We start from the raw sequence: 18,304 nt of genomic DNA, 5'->3' as shown, positions 1-18,304 counted from the left end.
TCACGCCTGCTCGGGCTCGGCGGCCACCGCATCGTCCCGCGGGACGATGCGCGACGCCCGGATCGCCGGACGCGTCGCCGTGGCCGTGCCCGCCGCGAGCCCGCTGAGCGAGCGGCCGTCGCGGCGCGCGATCACGGTGAGCAGCTCCGCCACCAGCACCGCGGGCAGCAGCGACGGGAACAGCGCCCATGGGAGCCACCGCACCGCCCAGCGGGCCACCATGCGCCGGCGCTCGGGCGCCGTCCCGTCCTCCGCGTCGACGGGCGCGAGGTCCAGGAGCAGCTCGCCGGGGGTGGCCCGGTCGCGGCGAAGGACCGACGGCAGCAGCACCACGAGCGCGGCGGCGCCCACGTCGATCGCGACCGCGACTCCGGGCGACTCGACGAGGGCCTGCGCGGCGTCGACGCCGTGGCCCGGCACCAGCACGGCGGTCGCGGCGGCGGCCGCGGCGAAGGTGGCCGTCGCGACGAGCGCGAGGTCGACGGCGAGCGCGAGGGCGCGCCGCGGCGCGCCCGGCGGGGAGGTGCCGGGCGCGGGCGCCGGGTTCGCGAGGGCGGTGCGCGCGAACGCCACCGAAAGCAGCGCGCCCAGCGCGCCGCCGGCGGCGTTGAGCACGACGTCGTCGACGTCGAGCTGCCGGTACGGGCACGGGTAGATCCCGAAGACGCCGGTGCCCTGCGTGATCTCGATCAGCGCCGACGTGCCCGCGGCGGCGAGCGTGACGGCGGCGGGGCGCCACCGCGTGACCTGGTGGAGGAAGAACCCGAACGGCGCGAACAGCAGGACGTTGAGCGGGGTCTGGAGGAACGCGTAGCCGGCGAGCCCGGCGCCCCCGTCGCGGAAGGCGCTCGCGAGCGACGGCAGGATCGAGGCGAACGGCACGAGCTGCCAGCGCGACGTCATCGTCATCCCCGCGCAGTCGACCTGCCCGGGACGCGGGAGCGGGAACACCGTGAACGCCGCGAGCGCGGCCGCGGAGGCGAGCAGCCCCAGCGCAGCGAGCAGGGGCCAGGCCGGCAGCCGCCCGTAGCGGCGGACCACGATGCCGAGCGCGGGCAGGGCGGCGAGGGGCAGGACGGCGACGGTGAGCAGCGCGGTGATGGCGGTGTCGATGCGCAGGTCGGGCCCCATGGCGCCACAGTAGGCGGGGCGGCGGGCGCGGGCGGCCCGGACATGAATCCGGCGCCGGCGCCCCAGGGGAGGGAGCGGGGCACCGGCGCACGGAATGGGGTGCGGCTCGGGCGGCCAAGTCCCCGGATGGACGCCCGAGCCACGATTGTTCGGATGGCTGCGATGCCATCCAACGACCTTGTGTTGAAAAGGTATCGGCCGTCGGGACGATGCGGAGGGGACCTAGGTCCCCACCTCCGGGAAACTCCTGGAAGACCGCTCAGACGTGCGGCGGGAGCGGGGGCTGCTCGACGGCCTCCTCGCGCTCCGACGGGGGCCGCGCATCGTCCAGCTGCTCGGCGTCGCCGCGCTCGGTGCCGCGCCGCAGCACGCCCGCGCTCGCGAGCACCAGCACGAGCGCGAGGCCCGCGCCCGCGGCCGACATGCCCAGGCCCGCGTGCGCGCCGCCGGACTCGATGAGGCCGCCGGCGACCCACGCGCCGAAGGCCACCCCGATGCCCATGCCGATACGCAGCCACGCCATGCCCTCGGTGATCTGGTCGCGGCGCACCACGCGCTGCACCACCGTGTCGGCGTTGGTCATCGTCGGGGCGATCGTGAGGCCCGCGAGCACCCCGAGTGCCGCGAGCACCAGGAGGTTCGGCGAGAACGCGAGCGCGACGAAGCTGAGCGTCATGAGCAGCGCGGTGAGCACCGTGCGCTTCCACAGCGGCGTGCGCCAGTGCCGCGCGCCGTACAGGAGGCCGCCCACGAGCGAGCCGCCCGACACGAACGCGAGCACCACGCCCGACAGGCCCTGGCGGCCGGCCTCGTCCGCGAACGCGATCACCGAGATGTCGAAGCCGCCGAACATCGCGCCGATGCCCACGGACACGAGCGCCATCGCGATCACCGCGGCGGGCAGGCGGAAGCCCAGGTGGCCGCCCTCGTCGCCCGTGCGCGGCGCCGGCTGCGTCGCCGTCTGCGCGAGCAGGATGGTCATGCCGATCACCAGGGCGGTCATGCACACGACCACGCCCAGCGGGGGCCACACGAGGGTCGCGAGCACGGTCGCGAGCGCCGGACCGGACACGAACAGCACCTCGTCCAGCGCGCCCTCGAGCGAGAACGCGGTGTGGATGTCGCGGTCGGACTCGAGCAGGTGGGACCAGCGGGCGCGCGTGAGCGAGCCGAGCGGCCCCTGGACAGAGGCGATCGCGACCGAGACCCACAGCAGCCACTCCGGGCCGCGGGACATCGCGGTGACCACGGCCATCGCCGCGCCCAGCACGAACACGGCCGTCAGCGGGATCATCGCCGCGCGCTGGCCGAGCCGGTCCACGAGCCGCGCCGTGGGAACCGTCTGGGCGGCCCACACGAGCGTGCCGACGGCCGCGACGCGGCCCGCCATGGCGTAGCTCTCGTACTGCAGCTGGACCATGAGGATCACCGAGATGTTGAACATCGACATCGGCAGGCGGGCCAGCAGGCCGGCCGCGACGAAGGCCTTGGCGCCGGGGTGGGACAGGATCCCGCGGTAGTTGTCGAGCACGCCCGCCATCGTCCCACCTGGAAGACGGCCATGCGGACCAACCGGCTTCCCACTGACAAATGTGACAGATGGGGTTAGCGTGACAAAACGGGCCGCGCTGAGGACGGGGCCGAAGGGGAGGGGCGTCGTCTTGCGCACACGTCGGCCGGGCCTGGCAGGGCTGCTGATCCTCGCGCTCGCGAGCCTTGCGGTGTTCGTGGGAGCGGGTCCCGCCGCGGCCGAGAACCCCGCGACCATCTCCATCACCAAGTCCACCGACTCCGACGTGGTGCAACCGGGCGACCTCGTCACCTTCACCATCAACGTGTCGTGCTCGTACATCGACTCGCTGCCGGGCGGCGGGTGCACGAGCGCGACCGTGGTCGACACGCTGCCCGACGGGCTCATCCCCGTCCCGCCGGTGTCCGTGGTCTACTCCGGCGACGGCGTCAACGCGGGCGACTTCACCACGGACGTCACGGGACAGACCGTCACGGTGAACTTCACGAGCGGCCTCACCCAGCCCACCACCGGCTCCGTCGGCATGCTGCCGGGCTCGAACGCGCAGATCACCATCCAGGCGCAGGTCGACCCGGACCTGCCGTACTCCGCCGACGGCGTCCCGCTGGTCAACGACGCCACCTTCACCGTCGCGAACCCGTCGACCCCGCCGGTGTCCGACGACGCGACGGTGACCCCCGACGTGCCGCTCAACCTCACCACCGACATCAGCAAGGCCTTCGACGCGCCCACCTCCGCGCTCGCCGCGCCCGGCTCCGACGCGAGCTTCTCGCTCACCGCGACGAACACGTCGACCGAGGGCGTGACGGAGATGGTGGTGCAGGACCCGGCCGACCCGACGGCGGGCGGCGGCACGTTCGACTACTTCACCCTCACCTCCCTCACCTACACGCCGTATCCCCCCGACGCGGACACCGCCGAGCTCGAGCTCTACATCGACGGCGCCTGGGTGCCGGTCACGGAGATCCCGGCGGACACGAGCAACGTGGGCGGCTTCCGCGTCACGTACTCCAGCTCGACGGGCGGCCTCATCCAGCCGGGCGCGTCGGTGGACATCAGCGCGGGCCTCGAGCAGCGCGACAACGGTGAGGTCGACACGGCGATCCCGGTGACCAACACGGCGACCAGCACGGTGTCGCGCGACGGCGTCACCTCCACCCCGGCGACGGATGACGACACCTACACGCTCCTGCCCAACGTCCCCTCGGTGGTCGCGGGCAAGACCGTCACCCCGGCGCAGGCGCCGCACGGCAGCGACTTCAACGCCGAGCTCACGGGGCAGAACACGTGGACCGAGGACCTCGGCTCGCTGTCCCTCACCGAGCCCGCCGCGGGCACCCCAGGCTTCGACACGTCGATGTCGTTCCAGGGCTTCCCCTCGCCTCCCGTGTGGCCCGACGGCGCGACGGCGGCGTCGATCACCTACGAGTGCGCCGCGGGCGGCACCTCGGGGCCGACCGCCTTCGCGGACGGCGCCATCCCGCCCGACCCCGCGGCGGGATGCGACCCGGTGCGCTTCACCATCGACTTCACCGGCACGATCCCGCCCGACGCGACCGCGACGGTGAACGTCACGCTCGGCACCGACCCCGACGACCCGGCCGAGCTCACGCCGCACACCGACACGGTCGACGTGACCGGCACGTCGCCGTCCGGGATCGACGGCACGGACGATGCGTCGGACGACTTCTCGACGTTCCTCGCGCTGCTCGGGGCGCAGCAGGGCAAGAACCTCATCCCTGGCACGATCTTCGGCAACGCGGGCGAGTGGATCGTGGCGACCCTGCCGGGCGGCACCACCAATGCGCCCACGACCACGCCGTTCCCCGACAACACCACCACCGTCGGCTCGAACCAGATCGTGGTCCAGGACCCGCCGGCGACGAGCGTGACCGACGACACCCCGGTCGCGAGCGACTTCTGGAACACGTTCGACCCGACGGAGATCGCGTCCGTCGCGATCCTCGCGAACAGCACCCTCACGGTGAACTACTGGGACGGCGACTCGTGGGAGACCCTCGCGGGCCCCATCGCCGGGCCGACCACGTGGTCGTACACCGGCCCGTGGCCCGACGACATCGGCGGCCTGCAGTTCGTCTTCGACTCGACCAGCCCCACCGGGTTCCCGCCCGGCACCACGGTCCAGCCCAACATCGTCTTCGAGCTCGCCGACGACTACTTCGGCGACGAGCCGCTCACCGTCGAGAACTGCGCGAACACCGGGGCCACGTCGGAGCTCACCGACCCCGCGCTGTCCGACGAGGCGTGCGACACCGTGACCATCAACCCGATCGACCCCGACACGGGCGGCAACGGCAACGGCGGCACGGGCGAGTACGTCGACAAGGACATCGTCCAGCAGGTCGTCGGCGCGCGCACCCACGACATGATCCAGGCCAACCTGCTGTGGGGCACCGGCGGCGTCTCCGGCGTCGACTCGATGACCATCTCGGACATCCCCGACCCCGCGGGCACGCCGATCGCGCAGTCGTTCTACGAGGCCTTCGACCTGGTCTCGATCGACCCCATCACCGCGGCGACCGATCCGCTCATCCAGTGGGACGCGGTGTCCCAGGTGCAGCTCTACCGCGAGGGTCAGGGCTGGGTCGACGCGACCAACGACCCCTGCCCGGACGCGTGCGACGGCACCTTCCCCGGCTACACGCTGACCGCGGCGGAGCAGGCCGACACCATCGGCGTCCGGCTCGTGTTCGTCGAGGGCTCCGCCCGCGCGACCACGACCGACCCGACCGCGCCGCCCGTCGGCTCGGGCGTCGCGCGCGCCTTCGACGACGAGCGCCCCATCACCCTCAACTTCCGGATCCGCGACGACCGCCGCTCGGACGGCACCCCGGTCACGGGCCACGACTCGTACAACGAGGGCGACCCCGCGGACGGCGAGGCGATCATCCGCGACGACGCGGGCGCCACGGCCGTGGTCGGCGACGAGACCTACACCGACGACGCGTCCGACGTGATCGCGATCGTCGACGTGCCGCTCAACGTCGGCATGGACAAGCAGTGGACCGGCGGCCCCCTGGGCGACCCGCCGCCGGGTGTCGCGGACGAGGACTTCCCGTCCGGCCGCGTCACCCTCACCGCCACCAACCTCACCCAGGCGTACGTCGACCACCTGCTGGTCGAGGACCCGGGCTCCGGGGCGACGCCGTTCGACTTCTTCAACCTCACGGGCTTCGTCAGCATGCAGGTGCCCGCCGGGACCGAGTCGTGGACGATGACCCTCACGCATGCCGGCGGCGGCACCACCACGGTCTCGTCCAACGCCGATCCCAACGACGTCACGCCGGTGACCGGCCTCGCGCGTGCCGACCTGCTCGACGTCACCGGCATCTCGATCGACTACGAGGGACGCATCGCCCCGGACGCGCAGGCGGTCCTGGTCTTCGACCTCCAGCTGCGCGCGACCAACCGGACCACGGGCACCGACATCGTGGCGCCCATCGAGCCCGACGTGCTGACCATCCCCAACGGCGCGACCGCGACCGTGGACGATGCGGGGCGCGACCCCGACGTGCAGCCCGTCCCGCCGTCGGACGACGACACGGCGACGATGGACATCACGGGCCTCGACCTCGGGCTGACGGTCGAGAAGCAGTTCGGCCCGCTCGACGGCAGCGACTGGACGCAGGACGGGTTCTCGCAGACCGAGCCGGACCAGAGCCAGTTCGGCATGCTGCTCACGGCGCACCCGACGGGCACCGCGCGCATCGGCATGCTCCAGGTGCGCGACACCGACCCGACGTTCTGGAACGCCTACCAGCTCGTGGGCTTCGACCCCTCGTTCACGTTCGACGACCCGATCGATCAGGTCCAGATCGACGTGCTCACGGGCGGCACGTTCACCGACGCGGGAGGCGACGTCGTGGTGACGGGCGCCGACTGGGTGGAGGGCACGCCGGGCCCCGTCCCGACGCTGCCCGCGGGCGTCGCGCCCGAGGACGTCCAGGGGATCCGCATCATCTACACGCGGGCCGACGGCACCCAGTGGGAGAACTCCGAGGCTCCCAACCAGCAGATCCCGATCATCGTCCAGCGCCGCGACGAGCTCCTCACCGGCGGCCCGGTGCCCACCGACATGGCCGGCAACGACCCGGCCCCCGGAGAGACCGAGGCGGGCCGCTCGACCAACACCATCGACGGCATCGTGAGCTCGTACCTCACGGATACCGGCGGCAACCCGATCCTCACCGTGCAGTCGCTGCCCGACACGGGCTCGGTCCTGTACGAGCACGCGACCACCGCGGTGTCCGTCGACAAGGAGCCGGCGGGCGAGATCCCGCCGGGCGTCGCGACGAACTTCACGCTCACGATCACCAACACCGGGGACTGGCCGATCATCGACCCGGTGGTGACCGACCGGCTCCCCACCGATGCGAACGGGCCGATGCTCCAGCTCAACCCCGACTCGACCGGCGACGAGTTCACGTACGCCCTCACGGGCGCGGCCCCCGATCCCGCCAACGGGCTGCCCATGCCCACCGACACCGCCGACGTCACCGAGACGGTGTCGGGCGACGGCTCCGAGATCGTCTTCACGTTCCCGCCGGGGACGGTGCTCGAGCCCGGGCAGACGTACGTCATCACGATCCCGCTCTACCCACGCCCGGGCGTGGCGGCGAACGTGCCCATGACCAACAGCTTCGGGATCGTGGGCGAGCGGCCGTTCGACGAGTGCGACGGCACGCTCGACGAGGCCACGGGCGAGTGCCAGGCCGACACGACGGTCGACCTGGGCTTCGCCGGCGCGCTGCGGTCCGCCAAGCGCGTCAAGGCGGACGACGACTCGCTCGGCGTCCAGCCCGTCGCCCCGGGCATCGACTGCACGCCCCTCGAGGACGGCTTCTACCCGGTCGGCTGCGTGCCCATCACGGCGCCGGGCGGCACCGAGACGTGGCGCCTCGTCCTGCAGAACACCGGCACCGTCTCGCTCGACCACGTGGTCGCGGTCGACGTGCTCCCGACGCCGGGCGACACCGGGGCGATCGTCGACCAGGGTCGCGGCTCCGAGTGGACGCCGCTGCTGGTCGACGCGCTCGCGGCGTACGACGGGCCCGCCGCCACGGTCACCGTCTACGGCACCACCGACAGCCCGCCGTGCACCGACGACCTCACGCCGCAGACGCCGTGCCCGGACGGCGCCTGGACCCCGATCGGCGACATCGCGGACCTCAGCACGGTGACGGCGCTCAAGTACGACGTCGTGTTCGACGAGCCGCTCGCCCCGGGCGCGACCATCAACATCGACTTCCAGACCCAGACGCCGGCGCTGTCCGAGACCCCGGGCGCGGACACGATCGCCTGGAACACGGTCGCGACCGGCGCCACCACGTCCGAGGGCAACGACCTGCTCCCCGTCGAGGGCAACCAGGTCGGCGTCGCGCTCGCGACGGGCCCGATCGAGCTGCTCAAGGAGACCACCGGCGACGGCGCGATCTTCGCGCCGGACCAGGTCAGCGGGCACGTGACCTGCACGTCGCTGGGCGAGACCGTCTACGACGAGGACGTGACCCTGCCCGTGGGCGAGGTCGTCACGGTCGAGGACCTGCCGTACGGCGCCGAGTGCACCCTCACCGAGACCGGCGCGGGCGAGACCTCCTCGACCGTCACCACCGGCACCGTGGGGCGGCCCGACGATGCGGTGCCCGGCCGCGTCACCCTCACCAACACGTACGACCTCGCGGGACTCGAGGTCACCAAGGCCGTCGACTCCGACGCGGTCGACCAGGACGGCAACCCGATCGAGTACGGCCCGTTCACCGTCCAGGTCACCTGCACCTTCCTCGGCGAGGAGGTGTGGGGCACCGGCTACGACGCCGACACCCCGATGGAGGCGACGCTGAGCGACGGCGACACGTTCGCGGTCGAGGGCCTGCCGGCGGGCGCGGAGTGCACCGTGACGGAGACCGATGCGTCGGGCGCCGCGGGCACGACCGTCACCACCACGGCGGGCGACGGCGACCCGGCCGTCACCGTCGGCGACAGCGGCACCCTCACGCTCGCGCCCGACGGCGTCGGCGACGGCAACACGGCGCTCGTGACCAACACCTACGCGGTGGGCGGCCTCGAGATCGACAAGCAGGTCACCGGGCCCGGCGCCGACTTCATCGACACGACGTTCGTGTTCTCGGTGCGCTGCACCCTCGACCAGTCCGGCGGCGAGGTCGTGACGTGGGACGGCGAGGTCCAGATCGCGTACCCCGACGCCTCGTCGGTCACGGTCGACAACATCGCCGCAGGCTCCACCTGCGTGGTCACCGAGACCGACGACGGCGACGCGGACGGCACGACGCTGGACCCGGCGGACGGCACCGTCACGATCGGCGCGGACGACACCGTGACCGTCACCGCGACCAACGACTACCAGCAGGGACGGCTCGCGATCCGCAAGCGGATCACGGGCGCAGGCCACGACTTCGCCCCCGACGCGTTCGACGTGAGCGTGGTGTGCACGCTCGACGGCGAGACCGTGTTCGAGGGCGGCTACACGCTGTCCCAGGCCAACGGCTACGGCGTGACGATCAACGACGAGATCCCGTACGGCGCCTCGTGCGAGGTGACCGAGGCCGAGTCCGGCGCGACCAGCACGACGGTGGTGCCCGGCGCGGCGATCGTCGGCCAGGACGACGAGGTCTTCGTCACCAACACCTACGACCTCGCGAGCCTCGACGTCACCAAGACCGTCGACACCGACGCGCTCGACGCCGGCGGCTCCGTGCCCGACCTCGGGCCGTTCGGGTTCCGCGTCGACTGCACCTTCCTCGGCGAGGACGTGTACGCCGAGGGCTACGGGCCCGGCCAGCCGATGGTGGGCCAGGTCTTCGCGGGCGAGACGTGGTCGCTGACGGGCCTGCCCGCTGGCGCGGAGTGCGTCGTGACCGAGACCGACGACGCGGGCGCGGTCGACACGTCCGTGGCGTCCACGGCTGGCGACGTGACCTCGTTCACGTACTCGACCGCCGGCGACGTGGTGCTCGTGCCCGAGGGCACGGGCGACAACACGGTCGCGTTCACCAACAGCTTCGACGTCGGCAGCCTCGCCATCGAGAAGACCGTCACGGGACCCGGAGCGGACGCGAACGGGGCCGGGCCGTTCATCTTCTCGGTCAGCTGCACGCTCGACCAGCCGGGCGGCTCGCTCGTCACCTGGGCGGGCAACGTCACGCTCGGCGGCAGCATGCCGCTCAGCACCACGATCGACACGATCGTCGCGGGCTCCGAGTGCGTGGTGACCGAGACCGACGCGGGCGGCGCGGACCGCGTCACCGTGTCCCCGTCCAACGGCACCGAGGGCTCCGCGACCGTCACCGTCGGCGCGGGCGGCACCGTGACCGTGAGCGCGCAGAACTGGTTCGCCGCGCCTCCCACCGGCGGCGGTGGCGGCGGTGGGATCCTCTCGATGACGGGCTTCGGCGGCTGGGCGCCGCTGGGCCTGGCGGGGCTGCTGCTGCTCGCGGGGGTCGCGGTGCTCGTGGTGCGCCGACGCCGCGGACAGGGCGGCTGACGGGCCAGATGGGGGACGGTCAGCCGGGTGGATCGGGCGGGCCGCCGCCCAGCGTGCCCACGCCGTCGCCGGCCGCGCGCGGCGGCGGCAACGGCGAGCGGTGACGGCGGCGCCGGTCCTGCACCACGAGCAGGATCGCGCCGCCGACGATGACGAGGGCGCCGAGCGCGACGAGCCCCCACCGCAGCAGCGGCGCCCAGTCGCGCTCGACGGTCGCGCCGCCCACGATGCGGATCTCGTCCGAGCCAGCGAGGTCCGCGAGCCCCAGCGTGACGGTGTGGCCGGCGATCTCCCCGGCGCTGGCCGAGCGCACGAGCCCGGGGAACGTGAACGCCGCGCGCACCTCGACGGCGCCCCCGGCGAGGCTCAGCTGGCCGGCGTCCACGCCGGCCGCGGCGAGGGCGCTCGCCGCGCCCGTGCGCACCACGACCACGTAGGCGTCGCGCTCGCGCGTCACGGAGGAGGCGCCGGTGAGCGCGGACGCGCCGCCCGCCGCATCGTCCAGCGCGTCGAGCGGCACGTCGCTGACGGTGATCTCGACGCCCGCCCGCCCCTGGTCGTCCGTGTAGGGCGTGACGTCGACCGCGCCCGGATGCGCCCTCGCGAGCGGGGCGAGCTCGCGGCGGACGGTCGCCGGGTCGAGCAGGCCGTCGACGCCATCGGGCAGGCGGTCGGCGACCGAGCCGAGCCGCTCCTGCAGCGTGGTGCGCGCCTGCGCCGTCATGGCGACGACCGTGTGCTGCGTGACCGTGTCGTCGGTCCCGAACGTGGTCTCGGTCGTGAGGCGCACGCAGCCGCTCAGCGCGAGCAGCGCCGCCAGCACAGCCGCACCCCGCGCCGCACGGGTGGTGAGGCGTCCGGCCGGGCGGCGCCGCGTCATGTCAGCCCTCGAGTGCCTCCGCGACCACCTCGCGCGCGGCGTCCTGGACCTCGCCCAGGTGCGACTCCGACACGAAGGACTCGGCGTAGATCTTGTACACGTCCTCGGTGCCGGACGGGCGCGCGGCGAACCACGCATCGTCCGTGGTGACCTTGAGGCCGCCGATCTTCGCGCCGTTGCCGGGCGCCTCGGTGAGCTTCGCGGTGATGGCCTGGCCGGCGAGGGTGGTCGCGGGCACGCGCTCGGGCGACAGCGCGCCCAGGCGCGCCTTCTCCTCCTTGGACGCGGCGGCGTCGACGCGCGCGTACCAGCTCTCGCCCAGGCGGTTCACGAGCCCGCGGTGGAGCGCGGACGGCGACTCGCCCGTGGTGGCGATGATCTCCGAGGCGAGCAGCGCGAGGATCAGGCCGTCCTTGTCGGTCGACCACACGCGGCCGTCGCGGCGCAGGAACGAGGCGCCCGCGGACTCCTCGCCGCCGAACGCGATGTCGCCGCTCAGCAGGCCCGGCACGAACCACTTGAAGCCCACCGGCACCTCGACCACCGGGCGGCCGAGGTCGCGGCCCACGCGGTCGATGAGGCTGGAGGACACGAGGGTCTTGCCGATGCGCGCGTTCGCCGGCCACTGGGGGCGCGCGCCGCCGTAGAGGTACGCGATCGCCGCGGCGAGGTAGTGGTTGGGGTTCATCAGCCCGCCGTCGCGGGTGACGATGCCGTGGCGGTCCGAGTCCGCGTCGTTGCCCGTCGCCACGTCGTAGGGGGCGCTGTCGCCCTCCATGAGGTGGCGCAGGCTCGCCATCGCGGACGGGGAGGAGCAGTCCATGCGGATCTTGCCGTCCCAGTCGAGCGTCATGAACGACCAAGCGGGGTCGACCTTGGGGTTGACCACCGTGAGGTCGAGCTTGAACTCCTCGCCGATCGCGCCCCAGTAGTCGACCGCCGCGCCGCCGAGCGGGTCCGCGCCGATGCGCACGCCCGCCCTCGCGATCGCGTCGAGGTCGATCACCGAGGGCAGGTGGTCGAGGTAGAGGTCGAGGAAGTCGAAGCCCTGGGTGGTGTCCGCCGCCTGCGCCTTCTTGAGCTGGAAGCGCGGCACCTGGCGCCAGCCGCCCGCGAGGAGCTCGTTGGCGCGGCCCGCGATCCAGCCCGTCGCGTCGGTGTCGGCGGGGCCGCCGTGGGGCGGGTTGTACTTGAAGCCGCCGTCGCGGGGCGGGTTGTGCGAGGGCGTGATGACGATGCCGTCGGCGAGGCCCTTGCCGGACGTGCGCAGGCCGGTCTCGGAGACCGCGCCGTTCGCGACGAGGATCGCGAGCGAGACCGCGGGGGTCGGGGTGTACCCGTCGCGCGCGTCGACGCGCACCTCGACGCCGGCGGCCGCCAGCACCTCGAGCGCGGTCTCCTGCGCGGGGCCCGACAGCGCGTGCGTGTCCTTGCCCATGAAGAGCGGGCCGTCGATGCCCTGGTCGCGCCGGTACTCGACGATCGCGGCGGTGATCGCGACGATGTGCGCCTCGTTGAAGGCGGTGTCGAAGGCCGAGCCGCGGTGGCCGGACGTGCCGAACGCGACCCGCTGCGCGGGGACCGTGGGGTCCGGCACCAGGTCGTAGTACGCGCCCAGCAGGGCGTCGACGTCGATGAGGTCCTCGGGAAGGGCGATCGTGCCTGCGCGCTCATGCATGGTGCCTACTCTTCCACGCCCGCGGGGGCGCTGCCAGGGACCCCCGCGGGACCGCCGCATCGTCACGCCACGGCAATGTCCAGGCAAAGGGTGGTGCCGGAGAAGGTCACGGCTGACTAGGCTGGGCCGCGTGTCACGCGCCGAGGGAACCGAGCCGCGCAAGGCGACCACGGAGTCGCTCGCGCGGGCCCGCTCGTTGCGCTCGCGCGGCCGCCTGCCGGAGGCGCCGCACGTGCCGTCGGTCGCGGCGCTGATCGTCGCGCACGACCAGGCGCGCCGCATCGCCGCCACCGTGCGCGCCGCGCTCGCGATCCCCGGCGTCGACCTGGTGCTCGTGGTGGACGATGCGTCGACCGACAACACGCAGGAGCTCGCCCGTCGCGCGGGGGCCGTCGTGGTGCGCCACTCGCACCTGCGCGGCCGCGCCGCCGCCGTCGAGACGGGCGCCTCGGTCATCGCGATGCGCGACGAGCCCGGCCGCATCCCGCGCGCGATCCTCCTGCTCGACCCCAACCTCGGCCACTACGCGATCGGCGCCGCGCCGCTCGTGCCGGCGGTCCTCGAGGGCGTGTGCGACCTCGCCATCGCGCTCACCGACACCCAGGCGGTCGCGCCCGGGCTGCCGTCCAAGATCGCGCGCGCCGCGGTCGAGCGGTCCACGGGCTGGTCGCCGCGCCAGCCGCTGGGGCGCATCCGGTGCGTCACGCGCGAGGCGCTCGAGGCGGCCATGCCCCTCGCGCGCGGCAACAGCCTCGAGCCCGCCATGACGCTCGACGTGCTGCACGCGGGCCTCGCGGTCACCGAGGTGGAGTGCGACATCCGCCACAAGGGGCCGCCCATCGAGGACCGCACCCTGATGGGACGGGCCAACCGCTACCGTGAGGTGGTGACGGCCGTGAGCGCCCGCCGCGTGCGCGGCAGCGCCGAGAACGCCCGCTCCGCCGTGGGCCGACGCCTCGGACGCGGTCGGCACGAGGGGCCCGCGGCCCCCGAGACGAGGGAGGACGCGTGACGCAGCCCCGCTACGCCTACCTGGGGCCGTCCGGCACCTTCACCGAGGCCGCGCTGTACGCGATGGTCGCCGCGGACGAGGTCGAGGCCGTGCCGGCCGTCGACGTGCCGTCCGCGCTCGCGGCCGTCCGCGACGGCGAGGTCGACTTCGCGGTCGTCGCGATCGAGAACACCGTCGAGGGCGGCGTGACCGCCACGCTCGACACCCTCGCGTCCGGCACGCCCCTGGTCATCCTCGGCGAGGTGGTCCTCCAGGTGAGCTTCGAGCTCGTCGCGCGGCCCGGCACCGCGCTCGCCGACGTCCGCTCGGTGTCCGCCCACTCGCACGGCCTCGCGCAGTGCCGCCGCTGGCTCGCGTCCACGCTGCCGGGCGCGGTCCAGATCGCGTCGTCCTCGAACGCCGCCGCCGCGGGCGAGCTCGCCGCGGGCGACGCGCCCTTCGACGCCGCGCTCGCGCCGCCCGGCCTGGGGGCGCGCCTCGGCCTCGAGGTGCTCGTGGCCGGCGTCGCGGACAACCCCCATGCCGCCACGCGCTTCGTCAAGGTGGGCCGCCCGGCGGCCGTCCCGGCCGCGACGGGGGCGGACAAGACCACGCTCGTGGTGCACCTGCCCGACGACCGTGCGGGCGCCCTGCTGTCGATGCTCGAGCAGTTCGCGGCCCGCGGGGTCAACCTCGCGCGCATCGAGAGCCGCCCGCGCGGCGACCGCCCCGGCGAGTACGCGTTCTCCATCGATGCGCTGGGCCACATCGACGAGCCCCGCATGGCCGAGGCGCTCGTGGGGCTGCGCCGCACCAACCCCGTCGTGACCTTCCTGGGCTCGTACCCGGCCGCGTCCGGCTACCCGACCCCCGTCGCGCCCGGCACCTCCGAGGAGGACTTCGCCGACGCGCGCGCCTGGGTCGCCGGCCTGCGGTCCGGCCGCCACTGACGCGCGGCGCGCACACGGGCGGCCGCGCGCGCCCGGCCGCTCAACAGTGAGCATCCTCCCTGGAAAAGATGGATTCTTCGGGGTGATCCCTCACGCCTGGCGGTGAGCCCCGCCGGTGTCGGCGGCCTCGCCGGCCACGTCCTCCATCAGCTCGGCCTCGAGGCCGTGCGCCTCCACCTCCGCGTCGAGCGTCTCCTCGGCGTCGCGGGCGTTCGCGCGGGCGGTGGCCGCGTTCGCCGGGACGCGCAGCACCAGCGCGCCCGGGTCCACCTCGGCCCGGATGCGGGTCGCACGGCCCAGCGACTCGCCGTCGACCTGCACCTTCTGCGCCTCGGTGACCCGGATCTCGACGGTCTCGCCGCGCACGTGGTCGATCCGTGACGTCCGCCAGACGCGCTGATGCCACGGCTCGCGGATCCCGGCGCCCTGCGCGACCACCGTGCCGAACAGCTCGGTCCAGCCGACGATCCCGCCGCGCGCGTCCAGCGTGGCGATGTCGATACGGCCGTCGTCGAAGCTCGCGTCGGGGATGAGCTGGATGCCCGCCGGCAGGCGTCCGACGTTCGCGATGAGCACCGTGCGCATGCGGCTGGTCTGCGGCTCGCCGTCGTCGACGGTGATGCGCGCCTCCATGCGCTTGCCCAGGTGACGCACGGCCGCGAGGAAGTAGGCGAGCCAGCCCAGGCGCCTCTTGAGGTTGTCGTCCGCGCCGGCGACCATCTCGGCGTCGAGACCCGCGCCGGCGATCACGAGGAAGATGTGGCGCTCGCCCTGCCCGTCGCCGTCGGGAGTGCGCACGAGCGTGAGCCACCCGACGTCGGCGCGTCGCTCCGCGCCGTCGAGCGCGGTGCGCAGCAGCGCCGCGGGGTCGCCCAGCGGCAGGTCGAGGTTGCGCGCGAAGAGGTTCCCCGTGCCCATCGGCAGGATCGCCATCGGCACGCCCGTCCCGGCCACGCCCTCGGCGACCGCGCGCACCGTGCCGTCGCCGCCCACCGCGACCACCAGGTCGGCTCCCGCGGAGATCGCCTCGCGCGTCTGGCCCACGCCCGGGTCCTCCGCGGTCGTGTAGAGCCACATCGGCTGCGGCAGGTAGCGGATCGCGCACGCGCGCAGCGCCTGCTCGCGCAGCTCGCCGATGCCGTCCTTGGTCGGGTTCGCGATGAACGCCACCCGCTCGCGCGCGTCGGAGCGCGCCGTGGCGGCGCCCAGCTCCATGGCGGGCATGGGGGTGATGCGCAGCACCTTGCGCCACCGCCGCGGGACCGCGACGGGGTCGCGGCGGCCGATGTGGCGCGTCACGCTGACCGCGAGGATGAGCGCCGCGAGGGCCAGGACCAGCGCGAACAGCGCGATTGCCGTGGCGGTGCTCATGAGGAGAGCGTACGTCCGCCGTCGATAGACTGGCGGGCATGATCGACCTCAAGCTCCTGCGTACCGACCCCGACGTCGTGAGGGACAGCCAGCGCTCGCGCGGCGACGACCCGGCGGTCGTGGACGAGGTGCTCGCCGCCGACGCCGCCAACCGCGCCGCGCTCAAGGAGTTCGAGGTGGCCCGCGCCGAGCAGAAGGCGATCGGCAAGGACGTCGCCCGCGCGCAGGGCGAGGAGAAGCAGGCGCTGCTCGCCCGCACCAAGGACCTCGCGGCGCGCGTGAAGGAGCTGCAGGCGACGGCCGATGCGGCGTCGGCTCGCGCGGTCGAGCTTGCCCGCTCGCTGGGCAACATCCCCGAGCCGGGCGTCCCCGCGGGCGGCGAGGACGACTTCGCCGTGCTGCGCCACGTGGGCACCCCCCGCGACTTCGCGGCGGAGGGCATCGAGGTCCAGGACCACCTCGCGATCGGCGAGGGCCTCAAGGCGATCGACATGGAGCGCGGTGCGAAGGTCTCCGGCGCGCGCTTCTACTTCCTCACCGGCATCGGCGCGCGCCTCGAGCTCGCGGTCCTCAACGCCGCGATGGACCTCGCCTACCGGCGCGGCTTCAGCCCGATGATCACCCCCACGCTCGTGCGGCCCGACACCATGGCGGGCACCGGCTTCCTCGGCAAGCACGCCGAGGAGATCTACTACCTCGAGCGCGACGACCTCTACCTGGTCGGCACGTCCGAGGTGGCGCTCGCCGGCTACCACGCGGACGAGATCCTCGACCTGACGGACGGCCCGCTCCGCTACGCGGGCTGGAGCGCGTGCTACCGCCGCGAGGCGGGCTCGGCGGGCCGCGACACGCGCGGCATCATCCGCGTCCACCAGTTCCACAAGGTCGAGATGTTCGCGTACGCGCACGCCGAGGACGCGGCCGCCGAGCACGCGCGCTTCCTCTCCATCGAGGAGGAGATGCTCCAGGCGCTCGAGCTGCCGTACCGCGTGATCGACACGGCCGCGGGCGACCTGGGCTCGAGCGCGGCACGCAAGTTCGACTGCGAGGCGTGGCTGCCCAGCCAGGAGCGCTGGATGGAGGTCACGTCGACCTCGAACTGCACCACCTATCAGGCGCGACGCCTCAACACGCGCGAGCGGGCGGAGAGCGGCACGCTCCCCGTGGCGACCATCAACGGCACCATCGGCACCACGCGCTGGATCGTGGCGCTGCTCGAGAACCACCAGCAGGCCGACGGCTCGGTCCACGTGCCGGAGGTGCTGCGCCCGTACCTGGGCGGCGTCGAGGTGCTCGAGCCGGTGCGCTGAGCCCGATGCGCCGCGTTCACCCGTCCGTCACCCTGGCGTGGCCGGCGGGCGTGCGCGCGCGTCGTAGGGTCGAGGCATGAAGCCCAGCGAGATGCGTCCCCCGCTCGGCCCGGACTCGTGGCGGCTGGTGGGCCTCGACATCGACGGCACGCTCATGCACTGGGGCGGGGAGATCTCCGACCCGATCGTCGACGCGGTCGAGCGCGCCCGCATGTGCCGCAACCACGTGGTCCTCGCGACCGGCCGCAACGTCCTCGGCATGCTGCCGGCGGCCCAGCGCCTGGGGATCCGCCGCGGTTGGGCCGTGTGCTCCAACGGCGCCGTCACGGTCAGGCTCAACCCGGCCTCCCCCGGCGGCTACGACATCGTCGAGAAGGTCACCTTCAACCCGCGCGCCGCGCTCGAGCTGGTCCGCGAGGAGCTGCCCGACGCGTTCTACGCGGTCGAGGACCTCGGCGTGGGCTTCCTCGTCAACCGCGAGTTCCCGCACGGCGAGCTCGTCGGCCGCCAGCGCGTGGTCACCGACTTCGACGAGCTCTGCCACGACGAGGCGACCCGCGTGGTCATCCGCGCGCCCGGCGTGGACGTGAGCCACTTCGACGACCTGGTCCACCGCATCGGCCTCAACGAGGTCACCTACGCCGTGGGCTACTCCGCATGGCTCGACCTCACGCCGCCCGGCGTGACGAAGGCCTCCGCGCTCGAGGCGCTGCGCCGCCAGCTGGGCGTCTACCCCGACCACACCGTCGCGGTGGGCGACGGCAACAACGACATCGACATGCTGCGCTGGGCCGGCTGGTCCGCCGCGATGGGGACGGCGCCCGAGCACGTCAAGGCCGCCGCCGACGAGGTCGTCGGATCGGTCGAGGAGGACGGCATCCTCACCGTGCTCGACCGGCTCATCGACCCCGACCGCCTCGCGGTCCTCTGATCGCGCGCG

The 18,304-nt window shown here is 73.6% G+C and carries 10 protein-coding genes; 5 read left to right on the top strand and 5 right to left on the bottom strand.

The window, feature by feature from the left end:
• The gene (locus AOM04_RS13610) at positions 1-1,131 is read right to left on the bottom strand and encodes a VanZ family protein (protein WP_062465328.1); all 1,131 of its coding nucleotides are present in this window, start codon (positions 1,129-1,131) and stop codon (positions 1-3) included.
• 259 nt (positions 1,132-1,390) lie between these two features.
• Complete coding sequence (locus AOM04_RS13605) at positions 1,391-2,671, bottom strand: MFS transporter (protein WP_169816451.1); 1,281 nt, start codon at positions 2,669-2,671, stop codon at positions 1,391-1,393.
• Positions 2,672-2,792: 121 nt separating this feature from the next.
• Here AOM04_RS13605 and AOM04_RS13600 point away from each other — a divergent pair, with 121 nt between their 5' ends.
• On the top strand, positions 2,793-10,184 hold the full coding sequence (locus AOM04_RS13600) for a DUF5979 domain-containing protein (RefSeq protein ID WP_062465326.1): 7,392 nt from the start codon (positions 2,793-2,795) through the stop codon (positions 10,182-10,184).
• Between the two features lie 19 nt (positions 10,185-10,203).
• On the opposite strand, the gene AOM04_RS13595 is transcribed toward AOM04_RS13600, so the two are convergent.
• A complete protein-coding gene (locus AOM04_RS13595) occupies positions 10,204-11,064 on the bottom strand; it encodes an LppM family (lipo)protein (RefSeq protein ID WP_062465325.1) in 861 nt (286 codons plus the stop codon).
• A 1-nt stretch (position 11,065) separates the two neighbouring features.
• Positions 11,066-12,742 (bottom strand): phosphoglucomutase (alpha-D-glucose-1,6-bisphosphate-dependent), encoded by a 1,677-nt coding sequence (gene pgm / locus AOM04_RS13590; RefSeq protein ID WP_062465324.1) that lies wholly within the window; start codon positions 12,740-12,742, stop codon positions 11,066-11,068.
• Between the two features lie 130 nt (positions 12,743-12,872).
• On the opposite strand from pgm, the gene AOM04_RS13585 reads away from it, so the two are divergent.
• The gene (locus AOM04_RS13585; RefSeq protein WP_228373728.1) at positions 12,873-13,754 is read left to right on the top strand and encodes a glycosyltransferase family 2 protein; all 882 of its coding nucleotides are present in this window, start codon (positions 12,873-12,875) and stop codon (positions 13,752-13,754) included.
• Positions 13,751-14,683, top strand: a complete 933-nt coding sequence (gene pheA / locus AOM04_RS13580; protein ID WP_062465323.1) for a prephenate dehydratase — start codon at positions 13,751-13,753, stop codon at positions 14,681-14,683. The genes AOM04_RS13585 and pheA overlap by 4 nt, the downstream gene beginning before the upstream one ends.
• 90 nt (positions 14,684-14,773) lie before the next feature.
• Here pheA and AOM04_RS13575 read toward each other — a convergent pair whose 3' ends face one another.
• Positions 14,774-16,054 (bottom strand): diacylglycerol/lipid kinase family protein, encoded by a 1,281-nt coding sequence (locus AOM04_RS13575; RefSeq protein ID WP_062465322.1) that lies wholly within the window; start codon positions 16,052-16,054, stop codon positions 14,774-14,776.
• Between the two features lie 38 nt (positions 16,055-16,092).
• Here AOM04_RS13575 and serS point away from each other — a divergent pair, with 38 nt between their 5' ends.
• Together serS and AOM04_RS13565 are read left to right on the top strand one after the other, a co-directional pair.
• Positions 16,093-17,364, top strand: a complete 1,272-nt coding sequence (gene serS, locus AOM04_RS13570) for a serine--tRNA ligase (protein ID WP_062465321.1) — start codon at positions 16,093-16,095, stop codon at positions 17,362-17,364.
• Between the two features lie 76 nt (positions 17,365-17,440).
• On the top strand, positions 17,441-18,295 hold the full coding sequence (locus tag AOM04_RS13565; protein ID WP_228373727.1) for an HAD family hydrolase: 855 nt from the start codon (positions 17,441-17,443) through the stop codon (positions 18,293-18,295).
• Positions 18,296-18,304 lie beyond the last annotated feature (9 nt).

The sequence above is a fragment of the Demequina soli genome (assembly GCF_000971195.1).
Taxonomy (GTDB): domain Bacteria; phylum Actinomycetota; class Actinomycetes; order Actinomycetales; family Demequinaceae; genus Demequina; species Demequina soli.
Note: the sequence above shows the minus strand (reverse complement) of the source record. Positions and strands in the feature narration are given on the sequence as shown.

What these genes read in the sequence shown, in the direction of transcription:
- AOM04_RS13610 (WP_062465328.1), bottom strand. Translation starts at nt 1,131, where the DNA reads ATGGGGCCCGACCTGCGCATCGACACCGCCATCACCGCGCTGCTCACC.
- AOM04_RS13605 (WP_169816451.1), bottom strand. Translation starts at nt 2,671, where the DNA reads ATGGCGGGCGTGCTCGACAACTACCGCGGGATCCTGTCCCACCCCGGC.
- AOM04_RS13595 (WP_062465325.1), bottom strand. Translation starts at nt 11,064, where the DNA reads ATGACGCGGCGCCGCCCGGCCGGACGCCTCACCACCCGTGCGGCGCGG.
- pgm (WP_062465324.1), bottom strand. Translation starts at nt 12,742, where the DNA reads ATGCATGAGCGCGCAGGCACGATCGCCCTTCCCGAGGACCTCATCGAC.
- AOM04_RS13575 (WP_062465322.1), bottom strand. Translation starts at nt 16,054, where the DNA reads ATGAGCACCGCCACGGCAATCGCGCTGTTCGCGCTGGTCCTGGCCCTC.
- serS (WP_062465321.1), top strand. Translation starts at nt 16,093, where the DNA reads ATGATCGACCTCAAGCTCCTGCGTACCGACCCCGACGTCGTGAGGGAC.
- AOM04_RS13565 (WP_228373727.1), top strand. Translation starts at nt 17,441, where the DNA reads ATGAAGCCCAGCGAGATGCGTCCCCCGCTCGGCCCGGACTCGTGGCGG.